We start from the raw sequence: 24,929 nt of genomic DNA, 5'->3' as shown, positions 1-24,929 counted from the left end.
CATGAGTTTTATACAATCTTATAATAATGCTTTAAGCAACCCAGATAGTTTACACGAATTCATCAATTCTAATTTTGATAAAATATATGACAATTATAGCTTGTCAAATCACGAAAATATTTCAAAAAACAGAGAAGAATTTAGCAGGCTCGCATTACGCATAAATACGATAAGAGCGTTAGATTTTAATGCTAAAAAAAATGAAGCCTATGTAAACCTCGTTTTAAATACATCGGTTAGATTGGGTGACTTATTTGTATTCCAGCAGTTTTATAGATTATTAGTTGAAAAAAACTTAAACCAATCAAATCTAATAAAAGCTAGTGCATTGTTTATGTTATCACGCTCATCGCATGATTTTATAAATGCTTACGATGCAATGCTTAATTTACTCGAAGAAACCTATAAAAATGACACAGATAGCAATAAAGAACCTATCGCGATATTAGTATATTTTTATGCCCTTTTTGTGAAATACTTTGCTGAATTTGCTCGGGAAGATGTATTAATTCTTAAAGAAAAAATAAAGACAAGCTACAACTCTATAACATATGCGTTTTTAAATGATAAGTTTATTGAGGATATTTTTGCAGTTGATTTAGATTATAAAACAGATCCCTACACCAACATTCAGAATTTACTGGATAGGTTTCTCGAAAGACACGAGATCCCTTCATCTTACGTCACGGGTTTCCTTTTAGAGCAAAACACAGATTATGCATTAAAATTAAACGGTAACAACTTAAATATTTCTGAGATACAGGAATTAAATAAAAGACTTTATATGCCAATTCAGTCTAATGAAATATTTTATTCATTAGGTCGTGGTACAGCTATTTTAGCATCTGAAAAACAATTATTAGCTTATATGTATGCGCACGGTAAAAAGCATATTGCTAAACTCAAAGATGCCTTTAAAATAATTAACACTGCTGATTTTAAAAAAGTTAAACTAATTGATTGGGGTTGTGGTCAAGGTATTGCTTCTAAAATGTTCATAGATACTTTTGGCGCAAGCGTAGTAAATTCTGTAACACTAATAGAGCCTTCAGAGTGTGCTTTAAAAAGGGCGTCACTTCATGTTAGCAACGATGTTGAAAACATTAAAACTATAAATAAAGGGTTTGATGAGTTAGAGGTATCTGATTTAAAAGAAGAATCAATACCAAATGTTGTAAACGTGCATTTATTTTCTAATGTTATTGATATGGATTTCTTTAATTTATCGTCTCTCATCAATAAGATTGAGCAAAGCTTTACAGGAATTCAATATATAATATTAAGTAGTCCATATATTGATGTTGCTAAAACGGAAAGAATAAATCTTTTTGTATCCAAATTAATACTCAATAAAGGCATGGTATTGTTAGAAGAAACAAAAACGAAGGGAGCATGGATTAATGGGTGGTCAAAAGTAATACGTGTTTTTAAAATTGAACTATAAAAAATGAGCCAAAAAATACAAGAAGCATTAGAACATAAATTTAAATCGCACGATGTCATATTTTGGTATGATGAGAACAGTGAACTCAAAGAGGATTTTGAAAATTTAGTATTTAACAATATTGAAAAAGTACATGTAAACGGCAACGAATTTGAAGTAAAACACCGCGTAACAACTAAAAAATCTGAAGAAAAATACTTACTGTACTTTAATACCAAAAAACCAAAAAACAACGAAAACTGGTTATTGGATTTAGAGTTGGCATATCACCAATTCCATACCGATCAAGAAGCCATTATATTACAAGAATTAGGGTTAGACTTCAATTTTAAAGAATTAGTGGCGAAGCATTTATTATTCTTTAAATCCAAAGAGCGTTTAGACAATTTAAAAAGCCTATTAGGTGATGGCGATAGCCATAATGATATTCGCTATAAAATGCTGGCAGTAGTGTTTAATACAGAACATGTTAACCTAAATACCTTTATTCACGCACATGGAACCGCATTTGCCAATGGCAACGAAAAACCGGATCGTGATCTGGAGCGTTACAGTTTAGTGGATTTCTATTGGAAAGAAATTAAAGATAAATTTAAGTACCAAAATAAAACACCTAAAATATACGATTTCTTAATAGAAGCCTTTAGCAATAGCGTGATTACGAGTGAAACATCTAAATTATCAAAAGAAGCCAAATTATTGTTATCGCTTTGGAAAGACACCATCACTTACAGAACTGGTTTCAATACCATTTCTGAAAAAATTGCTGCAGATTTAAACATAGAAGACCAATTAAATACCATAAACCTTGAAACAATTCTAGATGAAGATCTATTCAAATTAATAGATAAAAAAATAATTCACGAATTGGTTCATCGATTAATTGATGAAAGTATATCAAATGAGAGTATTCAAACAAGCATTAAGTCTAGAGAAAATAAATTTTGGTACACCACATTTGAATCCTATTACCAATGCATAGCGTTTGCTTCACAATTACAGGATAAAATAAAAACCACACAAAGTAATTTTAAATCCATTACTGATGGTCTGCAAAACTATACTAATACCTATTATGAAATAGACTATTTGTATCGTAAATTTATACTATGGTATAGAAAATCGAACCACGATAGTATTTTAGGAAGATTAGCAAATACTATAGAAAAACTATATACTAATACCTGGTTGTTAAAATCTAACAACCAATGGCAAGAAGTCGTTAATAATGTTAATACTTGGCCAATTAACGAAAGTTATGCCCAACGCCAATTTTATAAGCAGCACGTAAAACCATTTGTTGATAAAAACCAACGCGTTTTTGTGATTATTTCAGATGCGCTTCGTTACGAATGTGGGGCAGAATTAAATAGTCTTTTAGTAAAAGAAAATCGCTATGATGCCTCAATACAAGGTATGGTAGCTTCAATACCTTCCTATACGCAATTAGGTATGGCGTCTTTACTGCCTAATAAAGACATCAGTATTGATGAAGGTAGTGATACAGTAAGTGTGGATGGCATCTCTGCTTCTGGGGTTACTGGAAGAGCAAAAATTTTACAAAACAATTCAGAAGCAAGAGCTACGGCAATAAAAGCGGAAGATTTCATGCAATTAAATGCCAATACAGATGGAAGGGAGTTCGTAAAACAATATGATGTTATTTACATCTATCATAATCGAATTGATAAAACTGGAGATGATAAAACAACAGAAGATAAAGTGTTTGATGCGGTTGAAGATGAACTGGACTTCTTTATGGAAATGCTAAAGAAAATAGCCAACATGAATGGTAACAACATGCTTATCACTTCAGATCATGGTTTCTTATATCAGTATCAAAATATTGCTGAAAGTGATTATATAAAATTAGAAGTAAAAGGTGATGTCGTAAAATACAATAGACGCTTTGTTTTAGGCAATGATATAACCGCTAACGACACTGTAAAACAGTTTACACAAAAACAATTAGGGCTTTCAAGTACGGGTGATGTATTAATTCCAAAATCTGTAAACAGACTGCGAGTAAAAGGAGCAGGTTCTAAATTCGTTCATGGAGGCACCTCGCTACAAGAAATTGTTATTCCGGTAATAAAGGTCAACAAAAAAAGACAAGACACCACAGCATCTGTAGAAATAGATATTATTAAATCAACAGATAAAATAACAACCAATTTATTACCTGTTTCATTTATCCAAATGAATGCAGTAACTAAAAACAGTTTAGGCAGAACCATACGAGCAGCCTTATTCGCTGAAGATAATACGCTATTAAGTGACCAGTTTAAATACGTATTTAATAGCGAAGATGAAAACCAAAGGCAACGTGAAGTGAAACACAGATTTCAATTAACAGCATTGGCAAGCGGTAAATATAAAAATCAACGCGTAAAATTAGTCCTCGAAGAACCCATGGAACGCTCTAATAAATGGAAAGTATATAAAGAATATTACTATACTCTTAACATATCATTTACAACTGATTTTGACGGATTTTAACTAGTAACTAGTCGCTAGTAACTAATAGCTAATGGATATGAAAACATTAAATGAAAAAATAAACACTCACTTCGCAGGTAAAGTAGTCCGTAAAGATTTAACAAAACTAGTTAAAGGTAATGCTATTGTACCCACTTACGTTTTAGAATATCTATTAGGTCAATATTGTGCGACTGATGATGAAGAAACGATTATTCAAGGGGTTGAAACAGTCAAAACTATTATAGCTAAACACTTTGTACATCGCGAGGAATCCCAAATTATAAAATCTATTATTCGAGAAAAAGGGTCACATAGAATTATTGATAAAGTGGCTGTGCAATTAAATGATCGTCAAGACAGATACGAGGCGTCATTCGCTAATTTAGGACTGACGAGAATTCCAATTTCAGACAGCATCATAAAAGAAAATCAAAAATTGTTATCAAGCGGTGTTTGGTGCATCCTTACTTTAGGGTACTCACCTTCTGACGAAAGAGATCATATTCCTTGGTTTGTTGAAAACTTAAAACCAATTCAGGTATCCAATGTAGATATTGAGGAATATAAAAGTACACGAAAAGAGTTTTCAAAAGAAGAATGGATAGATATGCTAATGCAATCTATTGGTTTAAATCCGAGTGAATTTACGTTTAGATCAAAACTTTTGCAACTAACGCGTTTAGTACCTTTCGTAGAAAACAATTATAACCTGATTGAATTAGGGCCAAAAGGAACTGGTAAATCTCATATCTATTCAGAAATGTCACCACATGGAATTTTAATATCTGGCGGTGAAGTATCGAAAGCAAAGTTATTTGTTAACAACAGTTCTGGTGAAATTGGTTTAGTAGGGTATTGGGATGTAGTTGCTTATGATGAATTTGCAGGTAAAACAAAAAGAGTCGATCGTGGTTTAGTAGACATCATGAAAAACTATATGGCAAACAAGTCATTTTCAAGAGGAACACAAGTATATGGGGCATCTGCTTCTATGGTTTTTGTGGGCAATACAGATCATTCTGTAGCTTATATGCTAAAACATTGTGATTTATTTGATGCACTACCGAAAGATTACTACGACACCGCTTTTTTAGACCGAATGCATGGGTATTTACCGGGTTGGGAAGTGCAAAAACTACGAAATGAAATGTTTACTGCTGAATACGGTTTCATTGTAGATTATCTCGCTGAAATATTAAAAAACTTGCGTAAAGAAGATCGAACTCATGACTATACCAAGTTTTTCGAATTATCCAGTTCTATTACTACTAGAGATAAAACATCAATAGCAAAAACCTATGCAGGTTTAATTAAAGTCATTTATCCAGATGATGTATATTCAGAAATGGAAGCAAAAGAAATTTTAGATTTTGCAATTGAAAATAGGAAACGTGTTAAAGACCAATTACGTAAAATGGATGAAACTTTTGAAGAAGTTGATTTTAGTTATGTGAGCAAATCTTCAGGTGAATCATTTGACATAGAAACTTTAGAAGAAATTCAATACAAACCAAAGCCCGTTGTTTCTGAAGAAAATGAGCCTGAAATGGTTTCAAATGAAAGTAATAATAAAACACAAGAAGGTATACATTTAAATCCTGGTCAAAAAATCATTAGGGATAACCAAACAGGTATATCATATGATAATTTATTTGGTGCGTACCTGCTAAACAGCTCAAATATTACACTTGTAGATCCATACATAAGATTACCTTATCAATTGCGGAATTTAATGGAGTTTGCAAAATTAATAGCAGAAAAGAAAGAAACGGATGCAGAAGTCAAATTACATCTAGTTACAAGTAATAATGAAGACTATATAGAAAATGTTAAAGAAGCATTTAATCAAATGACATATTCTTTAGAGTCTATGGGCATTATATTTTCTTATGAATTTGATGATTTTATTCATGATAGGTCTATCATATCTGATAATGGTTGGAAAATAATTTTGGGTAGAGGTTTAGACATTTGGCAAAAAACGGGTGGTTGGTATGATATAAGCGAGTATGTTCAAGAGCAACGTATTTGTAAAGCTTGTGAGGTAACATTTCTCAAAAATTTGTGATAATTATGTTTAAAACAACTCATTGAATAAAAAAGATTAAAAAATAAGCATTATATATTATGTTGAATGATAAAATACAGTTAGAAATAGCAGATTTCAAAAATGTTAAATCCTTATCTGAATTACAAAAATTTTGGTACGCAGTATTATCATTTAGCACTTTTGAGTTTTATCTTCTTTTGAATGAAAATATAAACCTATATGGTCATACAAAACAGTCATTTACAGAAAAACTACACGGAAAAATTAGTGCACACCAGTTTTATGGTGATCATGAATATATTTTAGTTTTAGATAAGGAAGAATTGTTAAAAAGTGAATCAATAGTATGTGATTTCATGGGATGTGTAAATACTGGCTTTTCAACAAAATTAAAATTCGACTTAAATCAAAAAAGAGTAATTGGCATTTCTTTTATAGAAGACGACTATGATATTGGAAAAGTAGTTGATTTATATTCTTTAGAGAAGATACAAAATCGTGTTTTTGATCGATGGCATAAAAATTAACTACACTGCAATCGATAAAGGCTATATTTATTTAATAGGTTTATTCGGGATTTTAGTAAACCAGAATAAATAACGGTTATTAATTTCCCCACAACCCAAAACCCGGATCGAGCGTGTAGAATCTATCCAGTGTATAGATTTAGCAAAAAGGCCAGTTGGCGTAGTGGCATTTAAACTATATTCTTTTAATCCCCCACAACACAAAACCCAGTTTTTTGCAAAAAAAGCAATAACCCATAGCCTGTATTGAGCGTAGTCGAAATATCTTTTGTGTTGTTCCGCTTACCTAACAAGTTTAGCGTTTTTTTGGTCTTTAAGGTAATAGCACATTACAGCTTTGGTTTTCATAAAATCAAACCAAACTGCAACAAGCTATTCCGTTTTATTTTATCATAAAAACACTAAACTCCCCAAAGCTAAGTTACATAACGGGTAGTTATGGTACTTTTCCGTAAACTCCAGGTAGCCATAACTCCATTATGTAAAATAGCCGCTTCACCTTTGCTATAATTAGTGAATAAAATTTAGCCCAACTCATAAAATCACAATTGTTTCTTCAATAACTTTGTAAAATGCAATTGAGGAAATTACATAATACAGAAAACATAACATTTTATAAAGCTGATTTAACATCTGAGCTTGAGTTACCTTTTGTCGTAAATGGGATTAGCGCAGGTTTTCCATCACCAGCAGATGATTTTTTAGATATCAATATTGACTTAAACAAATATCTAATCAAAAATCCAAGTACTACTTTTTACGGTAGAGTAAGAGGTGATTCTATGATTAATGCTGGTATGCATGATGGTGATTTATTAATAATAGATAAAAGTTTAGAACCTAAAAATGATAAGATAGCGGTTTGCTTTGTAGATGGAGAGTTCACGGTCAAACGTATTAAAATAGAAAATAATATAGTTTGGTTGATAGCGGAAAATGAAAATTATAAACCTATCAAGGTTACACAAGAAAATGATTTTATTATTTGGGGTATTGTAACTAATGTGATAAAACAACTATAAAATGTATGATTTTATATGGTGGCATGTGCCAATTTTTATAGTGGTTTGGTTAGTAGGAATTTGGTTTAATAATTATGTGAGAAAAAATATGCATAAGTAATGTTTGCCCTTGTAGATTGTAATAACTTTTATGCTTCATGTGAGCGTGTATTCAACCCAAGATTAAATCATAAGCCTATTGTTGTTCTATCAAACAATGATGGTTGTGTCATTGCGAGATCTAATGAAGCTAAGGCATTGGGAGTTCCAATGGGTGCACCTGCATTCGAATATAAAAAACTCTTTGAAGCTAATAATGTAAATGTTTTTTCTTCAAATTACGCTTTATATGGTGATATGAGTAGTAGAGTTATGAACTTACTTTCTGAGTTCACTCCTGATGTTGAAATTTATAGTATTGATGAAGCTTTTTTGAAATTTCAAGGTTTTGAATTATTCAATTTCAATGAAATAGGTGCAGCTATGAAAGTTAGAGTAACAAAAGGTACAGGTATACCTATTAGTATTGGTTTTGCACCTACTAAAGCTTTATCAAAAGTGGCAAACAGAATAGCAAAAAAATTTCCAAATGAAACTAACGGAGTCTATGTAATAGATTCTGAAGAGAAGCGTATTAAGGCATTAAAATGGTTGTCAATTGAAGATGTTTGGGGTATTGGTCGTAAACATGCAAAAAGGTTAAATGCTATAAATGTAAATACAGCTTTTAAGTTCACTCAGTTATCCGACGAATGGGTGCGTAAAAATATGTCTGTTGTAGGTTTACGTCTAAAGCATGATCTAGAAAGTAAACCAACACTTGACCTGGAGAAAGTTGCAAACAAAAAAATGATAGCAACAACTCGTTCTTTTGAACATATGTTATCTAATTACGATGATATAAAAGAACGTGTTAGCACTTTTGCTGTTTCTTGTGCTGAAAAATTAAGAAAACAAAACTCTCATTGTAATATGCTCATGGTATTTGCGCATACAAATGGATTCCGTAAAGACTTACCTCAATATGGTAGAAATGTTGTTGTTAAGACTCAATATCCAACCAATTCAAGTATAGATTTAGTAAGGTATGCCAAAGCAGGTTTAAAAGCTATTTTCAAAGAAGGGTATCATTATAAAAAAGCCGGTGTTATGGTCATGGGGCTTACTCCAAATGACCAAAAGCAATTTACATTATTCAATGATGAAAACCCAAAGCACGAACCCTTAATGAAAATTATTGATACACTTAATAAATCATATGGTAATAACAAAATCAAATTAGGTAGTCAATCTTTAGGTCGTCAATGGAAGATGAAACAAGAACGATTGTCACCTAGGTACTCGACTAACATAAACGAAATCATAGAGATTAAGGTATAAATGATTATATTTAATCGTTGATAATTCTCGGTTATGTGTTTTCATACTTCCCAAACAAAAAAAGTTGTTGAACTTGAAAATAGGTATAATGTATCTCTAACAATTGATGATGTAAGAGATGTATACGATATACCACGGTATCATATGAATGGATTTACCCATCCAGATATGTTAATAATTCCTCAAGAAGAACCTTCAGCTTTAGTACCTTCATTATGGGGTATAGTCCCAAATAATAAAAAGCCAAAACAAATTAGAGAATATTACAAAGAAGCAGTAAGATATGGAGGTGGTTTAAATGCACAATCAGAGAAGTTATTCGAGCACTTCATTTATAAGAAATCAGCATTTACAAGACGATGTATTGTTCCTGTTACAGGTTTCTTTGAACCCCACGAATATAAAAGTAAAAAATACCCTTTTCATATAAAACATCAAGATAATAGAGTACTCTCATTAGCTGGTTTATATACAATCATTGACGATGTAGTTACTTTTACCATTTTAACTAAAAAGGCTTCAACTTTATTTACTAAAGTTCATAATAAAAAAAATAGACAACCTGTATTACTTAATGAAGATTTTGAGCAAGATTGGTTAAAAGACAATTTAACCCAAAATGAAATTATTGAATTAATCAATCTTAATTACAAAGAAGAAGGTTTAAGTGTTTATACAGTTAGTCGTGATTTATTTAGTCCTAAGGTTAATTCTGATATAATGTCCATACTTGATGAAGTAAAATATGAAGGTGTTGTAATTTAAAATTTTTAATATTTCTTATCTCATTCAAGCTGTACAAAACTTTCGTTAAGTCCAAGTATTCCTTACCTCAAGTCTTTGTTGGTTTCATTTCACTAACAAACAAGGGAGCCACAATTCCCCGCCGCCCTTTTAGCGGTGTAAGTTCCAGCAATTTTTAAAGTCCTCCATGTGTCTGCGGTATATAGAGCATCTGCTTAGAAGGCAGACGCTCTATACACCTCAACACCGCGCATAAAAAAAGAACGTTACAAACGTCCTTTATTTATTTCTCCTAGCTGAACTTTAAAAATTACGTACACTTACGTCATTCAGCCCCTGAAAATATACTCTTAATTATACTTCTTCAACGGGTGCTTTAGGAGCATTTGTTTTTACAGATTCAATTCCGTTTTTCATACCTGAAGAGCTCTCGTACATTTCACTAGTACCAATAACTTGACCATTACTAGCTTTTAAATTAAAATAATGCTTACCGTTACTAGATACTTTTTGATCAAATTTGCTATCATCTTGCGAATTGGTTTTAACGGATTCTATACCATTCATACAACTTGCTTTAGCAGTATATCCTTCACTTGCTAGAATTTTTTGACCATTGCTTGCTTTTAATCTAAAACGATATTCAGATTTTGAATCTTGATAAACTTCGAATTTTGCCATAATATTTGATAGATTTTGAATCTAAATATAACAAAAAAGTATTCCAAAAGAAAGAATCCATAATGGGGTTTTTACAAAATGTATTAATACGGTGATTATATGTATTTAGATATAATTTTATGTTTTTCGATAGAATTATATGTTTTTACATATAATAGTGAAGAACTGTTTCCAGTAATAAGGGTGTTTATTAAAGTAAAAAAGGAAAGAGGAAGCAAAAGTAAGCACTATCGTGCTTGATGTTCTTCGCTTTCTCTTTCCTTTTTCGGTTTAAATTAAAATTTGAGTTGTTTAGATAACCACCTAAGAAAAGCGGATACACTAAAACTGACAACAGCTCCAATAATGGCTAAAATTACAGTTGTAATAATATCTTCTACACCAATGTTTACAATAGAAGATAAAAGAGTGCCTCCAATAATACCCGCTTTTGTATTATGGTCCATGCTCAGCATCTTCTTTAGGGTTTTCCGCATCTTTTACAACGGCTTGACTTACTGCAGTAGCAACAGTTCCTGCAACCGTCATGTAAGTCGCAATAGTTACAATCACAGCGGGCATAGCAATTGGAGCAGCGATAATGGCACCGCCAGCTGTAGCCAAAGCAATACCTATATTACGTAAAGTCTTGAAAAACTTAGGAGTCGGTTTTTTATAACGTTCTACAATGTTCATAATTTTGAGATTTAATAGTTAATAAAACAGTTTCATTTCTTTCTTTAGCTTGATATACTAAAGACAATAATTGCTGCATAGCACCTTTTGAGTAGAGTCCTTTTCCAATACCAGTGAGATAAGTAACCGGAGCAATACAACCCTCTAAATCTTTTAAAGCATCATTAGCGGGATGAAATAGAATCAAACTTCTTCCTATAACATCCTTTAAGATTAGGTGATGTTTGAAACGTTTTGAAAAACGAGGTTCAATCTCGTACTTCCCTTCAGGAATACAAGAAATATTTCGTTTGTTATTGTTCCAGGGCAATTCAATAGTATAGCAAAGAAATCTATTTTGAGCACGTTTATTGAGCGTAGTCCAAATGAAGAGAGTACCGTTGGTACCCTCTTTATAATAGGCTCTATACAGTACTAACTCCATAATTAAGGAGTGTCAACAATCACAACAGCCAAAGCATTGTAAGCTCCGTTCTTTAAAGCATACATTTGACTGTTTACTTCCTGATAAAACTCAATACCAAGAACCTGTACAACAGGTAAGGTAGAGTTTGCAGTCAAAGAAGCTGTTAAAGCGATTGCTGCAGTATCAGCTGCTGTGTAAGGTAAAATAGTAGTTTCATCATGCTCAAAAATTGAGGTTTCATTCTCAAAATCCAATTCAGAAGCTCCCATTACTACTTTAAAATGCGTTGCTCCAGTAGGAGCTGCAATTCTAACAGTCGGAGAAAAAGCATCGATAGTTAACGTTGCTTCTCCAGATACACGGTCAAAAGCATTTGCAAAAGCAGCAAAAAGAGTAGTTCCTAACTTTCCGTTCAAGTTAAATTCAAAGCTTTCTAATAAGCTTAAATCCCCATCTTGAACTGTTCGTAAACCTCTTTCATTTGTTGAATCGGTTTTGGTAACAGCAACAAGGTTTTTAGTTAAACGAGAAACCACACGCTTGTCCTTTGCGTTTTGCAAAAGAATACGAATAGCATTTCGCAACAGCTTACCACCTTTACCAGCACGTCCAAATTCAGACCCATTTTCACGCGTTCTTTGAAACGCAGGATCATTAGCAATACGATTGGCGTCAACACCACCTTTTTCACGTGCTAGGTATCCGTCACTTGTTTTGTAAAAAGAAATACCTCCGATAGTTCCTTTTAGTTTAATAATTCCTGTTTGTCTTGCCATAATAATTCGTTTTTTGATTACTAATTCAAATCACGTAACTTTATGTTTCCCAGAAAAAAACAGGATGCCGTTTTTGGTCATCGATACCGATACAACCAAAAACGTCATTAAAATATTGATAACACGTGCGTGTTACCAACATTTTAACAACGGATTATCATCACCATCATAAATAGATGAGGTATAGTTTAAGTATGGATAAAGCATATATAAAGCAGTATGAATCTAAAAAGAGTGTGCATATACCCAAAAGATATTCAACGTATCACAGGACGTAGTGAACGCTACGGGCGTAAGCTTTTAAATGACATAAGAAATTACTTTGGAAAAAAATCTTACCAGTTTGTAACGATAAAAGAATTTGCAGAATATAGTGGGATAGAAGAGGAGTTAATAGTAGAATACATTACCGATTAAGGTAATATTATTAAGCTCTATTTAGTTGCTTTTGAATAGTATAATTCTTAAATTTACTAGGTAATTAGACAAATAAAAATCACTATTTACCACCAATGTTTAAGTGCGTAATTCGGTTACACTTAAATTTTAGTTATCAAAAATCATAGAGTTTATAAGGTATACAGCGATTAGGATATGTTCCTGTCGCGATCACAATAAGCCTTACTAGTTTTAGTAAGGCTTTTTTGTTGTCTAAAATTTCCTTGTATTATAAGTATCAAACTATTTAAAAGCCCTAATTATTTTCATGTGTAAAAGAATTGTTTTTTAGGGGGACTTTGCCTGATAATTAAGAAGAATAAAAGAGGTATTTACCAAAATCAATTTTTTTTCATTAAATTGTAAAAGGTTAGTATGTTGTAAATCAGTTTGTTTAGGTGTTTCTTCAAATCTTTCGCCTTTTAGCTATGAAGACAATGCTGATATAATGCCTTTACTTACTCGATAGAACATCAAAATTTAATTTATTAATAAAATTTAATTAAATGTAATATATGATTACTAAGAAGTCCCACCAAAACAAAAAAACTAATGAAAAAAGTAACAACCCTCGTACTCTTAATTTTAAGTGTAACTATTACTGCACAAGTAGGAATAGGAACCTTAACACCTAATGTATCTGCTCAGTTAGATATTAAGTCAGAAACCAAAGGCTTATTAATTCCCAGATTGAATATTGATAATTTAAGTACAGCTTCACCAGTAAGCAGTACGACAATTAACGAAAGCTTGTTAGTATATAATACTAATAATACTTCTGGAAAAGGATTTTATTATTGGAATGGAGTGCTTTGGGAAAAGTTAGTAGACATAACTACAGTGTCGAACCTTATTGCTACACAAGCAGATAATCAACAAATTAAAAATTTCTTCTTAAATAGTTCTAATATTCTTACTCTTGAGTTAGAAAATGCAATTTCAAAGTCTGTTGATTTATCATCTCTATTAGGAGAGAGTGAATTACTTATAGGTGGAGGGTCACCGATTAGTAACTCTATTGATCCAGCTACAGGAGTTTTATATGTAGATACCAATTCTGGAGAAATTTATAGTTCAGATGGAAATTCTTGGAGTCCAATAGTGTCAACAGGAGCTGACGGAAAATCTGCCTATCAAATATGGTTAGATGCCGGAAATACAGGAACCGAAGCAGATTTCATTACTTCTTTAAAAGGAGATACCGGAGCAACAGGAGTAAACGGTGCTGATGGAGCAGATGGAGTAGACGGAAAATCCGCCTATCAAACGTGGCTAGATGCTGGAAATACCGGAACTGAGGCTGATTTTATCACCTCTTTAAAAGGAGATACTGGAGCCACAGGAGCAAACGGAGCAGATGGAGTAGACGGAAAATCCGCCTATCAAACGTGGCTAGATGCTGGAAATACCGGAACCGAAGCAGACTTTATTACTTCTTTAAAAGGAGATACCGGAGCAACAGGAGTAAACGGTGCTGATGGAGCTGATGGAGTAGACGGAAAATCCGCCTATCAAACATGGTTAGATGCTGGAAATACCGGAACAGAAGCTGATTTTATCACTTCTTTAAAAGGCGACACCGGGGCTACAGGAGCAAACGGTACTGATGGAGTAGACGGGAAGTCTGCGTATCAAACATGGTTAGATGCCGGAAATACCGGAACCGAAGCAGACTTTATCACTTCTTTAAAAGGAGATACCGGAGCCACAGGGGCAAACGGAACAGATGGAGTAGATGGAAAATCTGCCTATCAAACATGGTTAGATGCCGGAAATACCGGAACCGAAGCAGACTTTATCACTTCTTTAAAAGGAGATACCGGAGCCACAGGGGCAAACGGAACAGATGGAGTAGATGGAAAATCTGCCTATCAAACATGGTTGGATGCCGGAAACACAGGAACTAAGGCTGATTTTATCACCTCTTTAAAAGGAGATACTGGAGCCACAGGAGCAAACGGTACTGATGGAGCTGACGGAAAATCTGCGTATCAAACATGGTTAGATGCCGGAAACACAGGAACTGAGGCTGATTTTATCACCTCTTTAAAAGGAGATACTGGAGCCACAGGAGCAAACGGTACTGATGGAGCTGACGGAAAATCTGCGTATCAAACATGGTTAGATGCCGGAAATACCGGAACCGAAGCAGACTTTATCACTTCCTTAAAAGGAGATACCGGAGCCACAGGAGCAAACGGAACAGATGGAGTAGACGGGAAGTCAGCATATCAAACATGGTTAGATGCCGGAAACACCGGAACTGAGGCTGATTTTATCACCTCTTTAAAAGGAGACACGGGAGCGACAGGAGCAAACGGAACAGATGGAGTAGATGGGAAGTCTGCCTATCAAACATGGTTAGATGCTGGAAACACCGGAACTGAGGCTGATTTTATCACTTCTTTAAAAGGAGATACTGGAGCCACAGGAGCAAACGGAACAGATGGAGTAGATGGGAAGTCTGCCTATCAAACATGGTTAGATGCAGGAAATACTGGAACCGAAGCAGATTTTATCACTTCCTTAAAAGGAGATACAGGAGCAAACGGAACAGATGGAGTAGATGGGAAGTCTGCCTATCAAACATGGTTGGATGCAGGAAACACAGGAACTGAAGCAGATTTTATCACTTCCTTAAAAGGAGATACCGGAGCCACAGGAGCTAACGGAACAGATGGAGTAGACGGGAAGTCTGCCTATCAAACATGGTTGGATGCTGGAAACACTGGAACCGAAGCTGATTTTATCACCTCTTTAAAAGGAGACACCGGAGCAACAGGGTCTAACGGGGCAGATGGAGCAGATGGAGTAGACGGAAAATCTGCGTATCAAACATGGTTGGATGCTGGAAATACCGGAACCGAAGCCGATTTTATCACTTCTTTAAAAGGAGACACCGGAGCAACAGGAGCTAACGGAGCAGATGGAGTAGACGGAAAATCAGCATATCAAACATGGTTAGATGCTGGAAATACCGGAACCGAAGCCGACTTTATCACTTCTTTAAAAGGAGACACTGGAGCAACAGGAGCTAACGGGGCAGATGGAGTAGACGGAAAATCAGCATATCAAACATGGTTAGATGCTGGAAACACCGGAACCGAAGCCGACTTTATCACTTCTTTAAAAGGAGACACCGGAGCAACAGGAGCTAACGGAGCAGATGGAGTAGACGGAAAATCAGCATATCAAACATGGTTAGATGCTGGAAATACCGGAACCGAAGCCGACTTTATCACTTCTTTAAAAGGAGACACCGGAGCAACAGGGTCTAACGGGGCAGATGGAGCAGATGGAGTAGACGGAAAATCTGCGTATCAAACATGGTTGGATGCTGGAAATACCGGAACCGAAGCAGACTTTATCACTTCTTTAAAAGGAGACACTGGAGCAACAGGAGCTAACGGGGCAGATGGAGTAGACGGAAAATCAGCATATCAAACATGGTTGGATGCAGGAAATACTGGAACCGAAGCTGATTTTATCACTTCTTTAAAAGGAGACACCGGAGCAACAGGAGCTAACGGGGCAGATGGAGTAGATGGAGTAGACGGAAAATCAGCATATCAAACATGGTTAGATGCTGGAAACACCGGAACCGAAGCCGACTTTATCACTTCTTTAAAAGGAGACACTGGAGCAACAGGAGCTAACGGGGCAGATGGAGTAGATGGAAAATCTGCGTATCAAACATGGTTGGATGCTGGAAATACCGGAACCGAAGCCGATTTTATTACTTCTTTAAAAGGAGATACCGGAGCCACAGGAGCAAACGGTACTGATGGAGTAGATGGGAAATCTGCCTATCAAGCATGGTTAGATGCAGGAAACACAGGAACCGAAGCCGATTTTATTACTTCTTTAAAAGGAGATACAGGAGCCACAGGAGCTAATGGAACAGATGGAGTAGACGGGAAATCTGCGTATCAAACATGGTTAGATGCCGGAAATACCGGAACCGAAGCCGATTTTATTACTTCTTTAAAAGGAGATACTGGAGCGACAGGAACTAACGGGGCAGATGGAGTAGACGGGAAATCTGCCTATCAAATATGGTTAGATGCAGGAAACACCGGAACCGAAGCTGATTTTATCACCTCTTTAAAAGGAGACACGGGAGCAGCGGGACAAGATGCTACTTTGTCTGGAACAGGAGATCCTAATGGAGCTGTTACAGGCGTTGCAGGTCAAGTTTATACCGATACAGCTTCAGGAATATTATATAAGACTAGCGATGGAACAATATGGAATGAAGTAGATTCAGATACAAAAGATTTAAGTTTGAGCGGTAATACAATTAGTTTAATTGATGGAGGGTCTGCTGTTGATATAGGAACTTCTACCTTAGCGGGAGATGTTGCTGGGAACACTTCTTTATCTACAACAAATGAGACAGATATAGCAACGATTAATACCTTTTTAACTAGGTTGAATAATATAAGAATTGTTAAAAATCCAACTTCAGGCACAACCATAGACAATACAGATGGTACAGTAATAATTGAACAAACTGGATTGATAAGTTTAGGCTTAGGTGCTGATATAACAATACCGACCCCTAATAGTAGTAATTTAGGAAATAAGTTAATAATTGTAAATAAAGCAGGTAACGGAACTTTACTTGGTCTTTCGGTAGCATTAAACTTAAATATTACAGGTGGAGGTACTATAAAAGGATCAGGGATAATTACAGGGCTGTCTACTTTAGGAATGAATTCTTCTATAACAATACAATGTGGTTTTGATGGAGCAGACTATTATTGGTATAAAATTGATGGTACCTCTCTATAATAAGCTGATAATTATGAAAGAAAAGATATTCTCATCAATAATAATGTGTTTGGTCATAGCTGTTAAAGCTCAAACGACAAACATTGGATCTTTTTATATTTCTGAAAACACACTAGTAAGCGTTCATGAAGATTTATTAATAAAAGAATTTGGAGCAATAACAAACGATGGTGATTTGTATGTATTTAAAAACTTCACAAATAATGGAAAATTCAAGTTTTCTAATAATAAAGTAACAGGTTACACAAGTTTTGTAGGTAATAATGAACAGACTATAACAGGTGAAGGAACATCTAGTTTCATGTTTGTTGAGTTTGATAATGAGTCAACAAGTTTAGCTTTTAGTTTAGATAAGGAAATAGAGATTGTAGGAACTACATTTTTTGAAAATGGAATTTTAAAAGCTGAAGAAAAAGGTATCGTAACTTATTTAAATGGAGCTACAAGTACTGGTATTAGTAATAAAAGTTATGTTAATAATAAAGCTCAAAAAAAAGGAAATGAAGGTTTTACTTTTCCTGTAGGAGATTATAAATCGCAAACTTTTGTTCCTAGGACTCTAACTATATCACCTCCTTCAGATCCTAACACAAATTTTTATGTCTGTTTTAATTGGGAAAAGGCAAATATTGATTTCGATAAAAAAGAAGAAGATATTGGTTTAATAAATATGAATGAGTTCTGGGAAATTCAAAATAAATCTAATGAAGAGTTGGTGGAGTTAACTTTAACATGGAGCAGTGTAACGACACCTGAAATTTTTTATTCAGACCCAAGTAAACTAATGATAGTACGATGGAGTGGTGAAGAGTGGGTTAAAGAAAGAGAAAATGTATACATAGACACTCGTAGTAAAAGTATAACAGCAAAAGCTTCAGGATATGGTATTTTTACATTAGCATGCGAAAGAAAAAGAGGAACAATTGACCCTGTTATAGACTTTTCTGCCTCAAATTCTTTTTCTCCAGATGGTGATGGTGTTAATGATGAATTTGTAATACCAGGTTTGTCAGAAGCATATCCTAAATTTAAAATAAAAATATACAATAGGTATGGTAATGTAGTTTATGACTACAGTAATAATAATGAGTTGAATCCAACCTGGTGGGATGGAAAGTCGCATGGTAGGTTAACATTAACAGGAGACCAAAAAGCAATGCCAGCGGCTACTTATTGGTATGTAGTGGATTTTAATGACGGAAAAACGAAACCATACCAAGGCTGGTTATATTTAAATAAATAGCTATATGAAAAAGAAAATATATATACTACTACTAGTAAGTATAAGTAGTAAAATATTCGCTCAACAAGACACTCAATATACTCAATATATTTATAATATGGAGGTTATTAATCCAGCTTATGCAGGTAGTAAAGAAGGTATAAGTTTAGGTTTATTAGCACGATCACAATGGGTAGGTGTTAGCGGAGCGCCAAAAACATTTAGTGGATTTATACATAGTCCAGTAAGTAGAAAAGTAGGATTAGGTTTATCTTTAATTCACGATAAAATAGGTCCAGTAAGTGAAACACATGCTTATGCCGATTTTTCTTTTACAATTAATACTTCAGAAAAAGCTAAACTAGCTTTTGGGTTAAAGGCAGGAGCAACTTTTCAACAAATAGGTTTGTTAACATTAAATCAAGTAGAATCTAATGATCCAAAATTTAATCAGAATAGTAACAAAACATACCCAAATTTTGGTGTAGGAGCATTCTATTACAAGGAAAACTTTTATGTAGGAGCTTCAGTACCAAACTTATTAGAAACATTACATTTTGAAAGATCAAACGGAAAAATAACCAAAGCATCAGAAAAAATGCATGGATTTTTGACAGCAGGGTATGTAATAGATTTAAAAAATAATTTTCAATTAAAACCTTCAACATTAGTTAAGTATGCCGATTCAGCACCTTTGTCATTAGACTTATCGTTAAATTTATTATGGAATAATAAAGTGGAATTTGGAGTATCTCATCGTCTGGATGACTCGTGGAGTGGAATAGTTAATTTTAGAATAGGAAAAGACTTGCGATTAGGTTATGCGTATGATTATACAGTATCTAATCTAGGAGAATTTAGTTCAGGGTCGCATGAATTCTTATTATTATTCGATTTTAAAACAGGAGAAAATACTTATAAACAACCAAGGTTTTTCTAAATTATAAAAACATAAAAGCTGTTTTTAAACAGCTTTTATGTTTTTTAGTTTTAATCCCATAAACCACAACATTCACCACTAATAGGCATAAGACAAGTAGCAACTTCTCTAGGGATAGGAACACATAAGTCTGTTACAGGGTCATCACCACCTCCATTAATAAGTTGTTGTTCATTTTTGTTTAAGATAGAACCTAAGTTCAAAATGTTTTTAATCATAACTTTAGTTTTTAGAGTTTAAAAATAAAAAGTTCATAATAGGGAACTGTTTAAATAACCATAAAAAAAGTAAGGTGTTCTCATACTTTTAATACAAGAGTGGGAGAGGGCAATCTGTTTCTTAATTTCTGTCATTGCGAGGAGAGTAGGACGAAGCAATCTGTTTTTCGACTATTGTCATTTCGAAGGAGTATGCGACTGAGAAACCGTAAGGTTCAGCAAAGCTAAATCTTTAAGTTGAGAGTAATTTATATTCTTGAGATTACGTGACTCCATTATATTCTATTCATAATGATATTTAGTTTATTGTAGTATTATTCTTTTTCCATTGATGAAAAAGAACCAAAAAATCTAGTCTTTCGAAATCTTCACTCGAAAATTAACATCCTCGAAACTAAATGAAAAGAACTCGCTATGGCTCAAACAGCTTTTCATTTTTGACGTTTCTTGCGGTGTAATTTTCGGCTTGCTTTCTAAGGACGTTTTATTACCGTCATTGCGAGGAGGTATGACGAAGCAATCTGTTTCTCGACTATTGTCATTTCGAAGGAGTATGCGACTGAGAAATCTTTAAGTTAAGAGTAACTTATATTCTTGAGATTACGTGACTCCATTATATTCTATTCATAATGATATTTAGTTTATTGTAGTATTATTCTTTTTCCATTGATGAAAAAGAACCAAAAAATCTAGTCTTTCGAAACCTTCACTCGAAAATTAACATCCTCGAAACTAAATGAAAAGAACTCGCTATTGTTCAAACAGCTTTTCATTTATAACGTTTCTTGTGGTGTAATTTTCGGCTTGCTTTCTGAGGACGTTTTATTACTGTCATTGCGAGGAACGAAGCAATCTTTTTCTCGATTACTGTCACTTAGAATATATGTGTGATGTCTTAAGATTATGAGTAACTCCCATTCATGAGCTTTAGCTCCGTTTAACTTAATGTTAAAACCTGTACACAAAAAAAATAACCAAACAAAAAAGTGTACAGTATCTGTACACTAAAAAGTTTTTTATTTTAAAAAGTGTACAAGTGGTGTACACCAAAAAAGTTGTAAGAAAAAAAAGTGTACAGAAATTTAGTGATTTATTGCTAACAGATTCATAATGTCTTCTCCAACAGTTTTAGATAGGTTGTTGTTACTGTCTAATACAGAGATAAAACCCATTTTACATTGATGTTTCATAGCGTTACCATTTACTAAATATTCTTCTGTATGAAAGTTAAGAAACTGATTATCCTTATTTTCTCCAGGATACAGTAACAGTGCTCTTTTAGCATTCCAAAAACGACAATAGGTATACATTTGCCTTAAATCTTCCACAGAAGCACGATCATTAGTAGGACATTTCCACTTGGTATCTATTATAAATGTTTCATTTCCTTTTCTTACTATAATATCAGGGCGTAAATTATTATTGTTCCAAAAAAGTTTTGAATCTTGCCCTATTACTTCTATATTTTTATCTCTAGTTGTTTTGTATAACTCTGTTAATATATACTCTTCCCATAATACATTCATATCAAACAAAAGAGATAACATTTTTTCTCGACCCCCAGATATATTAGGGGAATAGTTTAAAATAATCAACCTTGCAAGTTCTATAGCATACTCATAATCTCTTGATTTTCTGTTGAGTTTTATAGAGTTTAATAGTTGTTGGTTTATTTGTTTTTTACTAAAATCAGGAAAGTTAAGTGCAACACGTTTGTATGAATCATATAAGTATGTGCCTCTTGTATATTGAGATACTATGCTTAGTGCTTCGTGCAAAACTTGATGTAATACATGATCGGTGTCATATACTTGATGAGTTGTATAAAATTGTTCTTTGCGTACAATGTTTTTATGTATATGTCCAGCAAATTCAAGCTTACCTTTTAGAGCTTTCGTGTTTTGTGTTTGTTTCCTATATTGTTTTACGAGCCCCTTTCTTTGTAAATTTTGTACTTCTGATAAAAATAAATCAAAATATACCTCTAGTAAGTTCAAGTTGGTACGCTTTACATTTGCAGCTCCTGCAGTATCGGCTTTTAACCTTCCACAGGCTTGCAACATTTGTAATAATACTTTTTGCCATTTAGTATCAGAATCATACTTATCTGCTTTTGGGTGAATTTCTATAGATAAGCCATTAACCTGAATAATACCTACATATTGATTAAACTGAATACCTTTGGCAATAGGTTGAAAATATTTCCACTCATGGTATTCGTTTAGTTTTAAAAGAGCGTCTAAATGTTTTTGCTGAAAGCCTTGTTGACCAACATATAAACGTTGATGTTCGTATACTTTCATCTTATAGGGTTTCCATAGCTTCAGTTAACACTTCTTTTTGTTCGTTTTCTTTTTTCTCTTTAGGTAGCCCAAGTGTTTCTGATATGGCTTTTATGATATTCTCTGGAGTAATTTTTTTAAGCAAAAAGCTAGGTGTTTTTAAATCTTCTTGATTTTGATAAGAAAACTTAGCAAACTTTATTTTTCCATTATTTTTTTGTTCAACAAAACCATTTCCTAAAACGAGACCTATTTTACCATAATCACCATAGAAACACTCTTGCAATAACGGAATAACTTTATTGTTAAAAGTATTAGCGAGAGCTTCTGTATCTCCACTTTCAATATTGATAAAATAAGAATGCCCTATGGTATGATCTCTATCTATCAATACCTCTACACGGTTATTAATAGTTTCTAATACCTCTTTTAGATTGAAAATTAATTCGTCTTCAATAAAGATAATTTTCTCTAATAGTTCAGGTTTAGGCATCACTTCCGTAAACTCAAAACGCCTACGCAAAGCAGTGTCTAAAGCTTCTACAGAACGATCAGCAGTGTTCATAGTACCTATAATATGTAAATTATGAGGTACGCCAAATTCAGTTTTAGAATAGGGGAGTTTTACAGTAATGGCTTCAGGTTGGCCTAATCGTTTGTCTGGTTCTAAAAGCGTAATTAATTCCCCAAAAATAGCAGATACATTCCCTCTGTTAATTTCATCAATAATTAAAACATGATCTTTTTTAATTTCCTCTGTTGTTGTTTGCTTAGAAAAAGTTTGTTCCAAGTAATCAACTTTAATATCACTGTTATCAAATTGATAAATAGTTTGCTGTGATATGTTTTTATCTACAAATAAACTGGGGTCGGCATCTAAATTAGTAGCTAACCATTCTACTTTTCTAAAATGATGGTAAGGAATTCCGTCAATATTTTTGTATTCATAATCTCCTTTTACTACACCAATAGCATCTATAATATGATTTCCTAAAGAAACTAATACAATATCTTCTTTTTGCATCCAATAATTAAATGCAGCTATAGCAGTAATACTGTATGAAGAATGTTCACCTTTTACAAAATATTCTTTTTCATAAGCTTCTCTAAAACTTCTTTGGTCGGAGTTATGAATAATATCACTCAAATCATTCGTTGTTCCATATCCTAAAGCTATATAATTATTTTCAATACACCAATCGTGAATATCTTTACGTGTTTTTCCTCCAACACTCATCTTAAAGTAGTTCACTTTTTTAAAATCAATAGCAGAGGAGTTATTAGAAGTAATTTCTCCTTTAATTCCTTTGGCTTTATTAGCTATCTTCTTAAAAATTCCATCTTCTACCTCATATATAACCTGATTATCTTCAGTTTTAGGTTTTATACCTTCTACAAAATCTTCGTAGCTCATAGATTGATGAAAAGTAGTAAACGTAATTTGGTTTTTTTCATAGAGTTCATCATATCTTTGAATAATAAACTCTCTACTTTCTTCTGTATACTTTATTTTATCTATTGATTCTACTGCTAATTTTTTGGTAGCATAGGTTTTTCCTGTACCAGGAGGACCAAATAGTATTTTATTCATAGTCGTAATTTTTTTGTACTTATTTAATAAACTAGATATAAATGGATAGAATGAGGCGTATCCTGAAAATCCTTTGTCTAATAAATTTTCTACCTTTTTAATATTTTCATAGTTTAATTTAAAAGAATCAAAACTATTCGAATAGAGTTCGTTCCATCTTTTAGGAATTTGAAAAGAGGCTGTTTCAACATAACTTTCAATAGTTCTTTCTTTTAAATCTTCACTTCTATATTCTCTTAAATAGATTTCATATAAATTGAACAGGTCTTGCTCTATTTTTTCAATTTTATCTATAAAACTAATGTCTATGTTCTTTTTATCAAAAAACTTTTCATTAAGAAATTGTAGATAATTGTTTTTTCCTAATAATGCTTTGGGGATTCCGTTACTATTTTTAAGGTCATACTCAACGAAATCCGCTTTTTTTTCTCGCTCTATTTTGCTTAGTATGAGTTCTATTGCATTTATATGTTCCTCTACATTTTCAGGGTTTACCAAGAAGAAATCAATTTCATCGAAAAAAGTATCAATTTCATTTAACCTTTCTTGAATACTATTTAAAGTATACCCAAGATAATTTCTATACGAATCATGTGTTTGATTATTTAACCAACTAGCAAACTCTTTCTTCACATCTATAAGTCCCCTGTAATACTGATCCCATAAATGATGTGAAAAATCAAAAAAGTTTTCCCAACCTTTTCTTTTTAAAATTTCTCTATGATATACTGATACAGGAGTCTTCTTTTTAAAAGGAATTTGTAAATTTTTAGCCACAAAGCGTAAAGCTTCTAATTTAAAAATATTTAACACATTAAAGTCGCCATATAAAAAAGCAATCTTCCATTTATAAGCAGTACCCAAATCAATAGTATCTATGGCTTTTAAATTGTCTTCTTGGGCACTAGTTGCTATAGTAATAATGATTTGTTTGATTTTTTCAAATGCTTCTTGAGTTGTTGTTCCATATTTGGTATACCATGCATATTCTCCATCAGAATCACGATAGCTTGTTTTTTCTGTTGGTGTATCAGAGCCTTTTTTGAATATCCCAAACTTATATGAACTACCTCCAACCACACTTCCTAAATCTCGGGTAATATGCTCAACCCAATAACAAAAAGAGTTTTCTCTTTTAGTATCTGTATATTCCTCTAGAGTCATTTTTTCTAATTTTTCTAAAGGCCAATAGCTTAAAAAATCTTGTTTTAATTGATGTAATTTTTCATTCATAATTATTTTTTTTCTTTTACAAGTTCAAAAGGCCAGTCATAATGAC

General features: G+C 33.2%; 19 protein-coding genes. 11 read left to right on the top strand and 8 right to left on the bottom strand.

All coding sequences use genetic code 11. From position 1 onward, the window contains the following. Window position 1 precedes the first annotated feature (1 nt). From VCM48_RS05595 to VCM48_RS05565, 7 genes are all read left to right on the top strand, one after another. Entirely contained in the window at window positions 2–1,444 is a 1,443-nt protein-coding gene (locus VCM48_RS05595) for a hypothetical protein (protein ID WP_482271933.1), read from the top strand. A 3-nt stretch (window positions 1,445–1,447) separates the two neighbouring features. Beyond that, entirely contained in the window at window positions 1,448–3,943 is a 2,496-nt protein-coding gene (pglZ, locus tag VCM48_RS05590; protein ID WP_482271932.1) for a BREX-1 system phosphatase PglZ type A, read from the top strand. A 37-nt stretch (window positions 3,944–3,980) separates the two neighbouring features. Next, window positions 3,981–5,993: a BREX system Lon protease-like protein BrxL gene (gene brxL / locus VCM48_RS05585; RefSeq protein ID WP_482271931.1), complete on the top strand. Its 2,013-nt coding sequence runs from the start codon at window positions 3,981–3,983 to the stop codon at window positions 5,991–5,993. A gap of 59 nt (window positions 5,994–6,052) precedes the next feature. Further along, complete coding sequence (locus VCM48_RS05580; protein ID WP_482271930.1) at window positions 6,053–6,502, top strand: hypothetical protein; 450 nt, start codon at window positions 6,053–6,055, stop codon at window positions 6,500–6,502. 572 nt (window positions 6,503–7,074) lie between these two features. Further along, window positions 7,075–7,524 carry a LexA family protein gene (locus tag VCM48_RS05575; protein WP_298997483.1) on the top strand — a complete coding sequence of 150 codons (450 nt, stop codon included), beginning with the start codon at window positions 7,075–7,077 and terminating at the stop codon, window positions 7,522–7,524. Window positions 7,525–7,623: 99 nt separating this feature from the next. Next, the gene (locus VCM48_RS05570) at window positions 7,624–8,883 is read left to right on the top strand and encodes a Y-family DNA polymerase (RefSeq protein ID WP_298997480.1); all 1,260 of its coding nucleotides are present in this window, start codon (window positions 7,624–7,626) and stop codon (window positions 8,881–8,883) included. 33 nt (window positions 8,884–8,916) lie between these two features. Then, entirely contained in the window at window positions 8,917–9,648 is a 732-nt protein-coding gene (locus VCM48_RS05565; protein ID WP_482271929.1) for an SOS response-associated peptidase, read from the top strand. Between the two features lie 333 nt (window positions 9,649–9,981). Here the strand turns inward: VCM48_RS05565 and VCM48_RS05560 are convergent, their stop codons facing one another. The 5 genes from VCM48_RS05560 to VCM48_RS05540 form a co-directional block, all read right to left on the bottom strand. Beyond that, the gene (locus VCM48_RS05560) at window positions 9,982–10,308 is read right to left on the bottom strand and encodes a YegP family protein (protein ID WP_298997474.1); all 327 of its coding nucleotides are present in this window, start codon (window positions 10,306–10,308) and stop codon (window positions 9,982–9,984) included. A 275-nt stretch (window positions 10,309–10,583) separates the two neighbouring features. Further along, complete coding sequence (locus VCM48_RS05555; protein WP_298997471.1) at window positions 10,584–10,754, bottom strand: hypothetical protein; 171 nt, start codon at window positions 10,752–10,754, stop codon at window positions 10,584–10,586. Then, window positions 10,744–10,983, bottom strand: a complete 240-nt coding sequence (locus tag VCM48_RS05550) for a hypothetical protein (RefSeq protein ID WP_298997468.1) — start codon at window positions 10,981–10,983, stop codon at window positions 10,744–10,746. Before VCM48_RS05550 ends, VCM48_RS05555 begins: the two co-directional genes overlap by 11 nt. Next, the gene (locus tag VCM48_RS05545) at window positions 10,961–11,407 is read right to left on the bottom strand and encodes a DUF5675 family protein (RefSeq protein ID WP_482271928.1); all 447 of its coding nucleotides are present in this window, start codon (window positions 11,405–11,407) and stop codon (window positions 10,961–10,963) included. The genes VCM48_RS05550 and VCM48_RS05545 overlap by 23 nt, the downstream gene beginning before the upstream one ends. A gap of 2 nt (window positions 11,408–11,409) precedes the next feature. Continuing rightward, window positions 11,410–12,165 (bottom strand): hypothetical protein, encoded by a 756-nt coding sequence (locus VCM48_RS05540; protein WP_482271927.1) that lies wholly within the window; start codon window positions 12,163–12,165, stop codon window positions 11,410–11,412. Between the two features lie 219 nt (window positions 12,166–12,384). On the opposite strand from VCM48_RS05540, the gene VCM48_RS05535 reads away from it, so the two are divergent. The 4 genes from VCM48_RS05535 (at window position 12,385) to VCM48_RS05520 (ending at window position 19,559) form a co-directional block, all read left to right on the top strand. Next, on the top strand, window positions 12,385–12,582 hold the full coding sequence (locus VCM48_RS05535) for a hypothetical protein (RefSeq protein ID WP_482271926.1): 198 nt from the start codon (window positions 12,385–12,387) through the stop codon (window positions 12,580–12,582). Window positions 12,583–13,155: 573 nt separating this feature from the next. After that, window positions 13,156–17,397 (top strand): beta strand repeat-containing protein, encoded by a 4,242-nt coding sequence (locus tag VCM48_RS05530; RefSeq protein ID WP_482271925.1) that lies wholly within the window; start codon window positions 13,156–13,158, stop codon window positions 17,395–17,397. 13 nt (window positions 17,398–17,410) lie between these two features. Then, window positions 17,411–18,640 carry a T9SS type B sorting domain-containing protein gene (locus VCM48_RS05525; RefSeq protein ID WP_482271924.1) on the top strand — a complete coding sequence of 410 codons (1,230 nt, stop codon included), beginning with the start codon at window positions 17,411–17,413 and terminating at the stop codon, window positions 18,638–18,640. Window positions 18,641–18,644: 4 nt separating this feature from the next. Continuing rightward, a complete protein-coding gene (locus VCM48_RS05520) occupies window positions 18,645–19,559 on the top strand; it encodes a PorP/SprF family type IX secretion system membrane protein (RefSeq protein WP_482271923.1) in 915 nt (304 codons plus the stop codon). A 50-nt stretch (window positions 19,560–19,609) separates the two neighbouring features. Here VCM48_RS05520 and VCM48_RS05515 read toward each other — a convergent pair whose 3' ends face one another. The 3 genes from VCM48_RS05515 to VCM48_RS05505 all read right to left on the bottom strand — a co-directional run bounded on the left by VCM48_RS05515 (window position 19,610) and on the right by VCM48_RS05505 (window position 24,883). After that, entirely contained in the window at window positions 19,610–19,777 is a 168-nt protein-coding gene (locus VCM48_RS05515) for a hypothetical protein (RefSeq protein WP_274640235.1), read from the bottom strand. A 1,082-nt stretch (window positions 19,778–20,859) separates the two neighbouring features. Continuing rightward, window positions 20,860–22,080 (bottom strand): McrC family protein, encoded by a 1,221-nt coding sequence (locus VCM48_RS05510; RefSeq protein ID WP_482271922.1) that lies wholly within the window; start codon window positions 22,078–22,080, stop codon window positions 20,860–20,862. Between the two features lies 1 nt (window position 22,081). Then, window positions 22,082–24,883: an AAA family ATPase gene (locus VCM48_RS05505; RefSeq protein ID WP_482271921.1), complete on the bottom strand. Its 2,802-nt coding sequence runs from the start codon at window positions 24,881–24,883 to the stop codon at window positions 22,082–22,084. Window positions 24,884–24,929: the final 46 nt, after the last annotated feature.

The organism is Tenacibaculum sp. DPLXC6, from assembly GCF_056815515.1.
The sequence above is the reverse complement of the archived record's forward strand: the minus strand, read 5'-3'. Positions and strand labels throughout refer to the sequence as shown.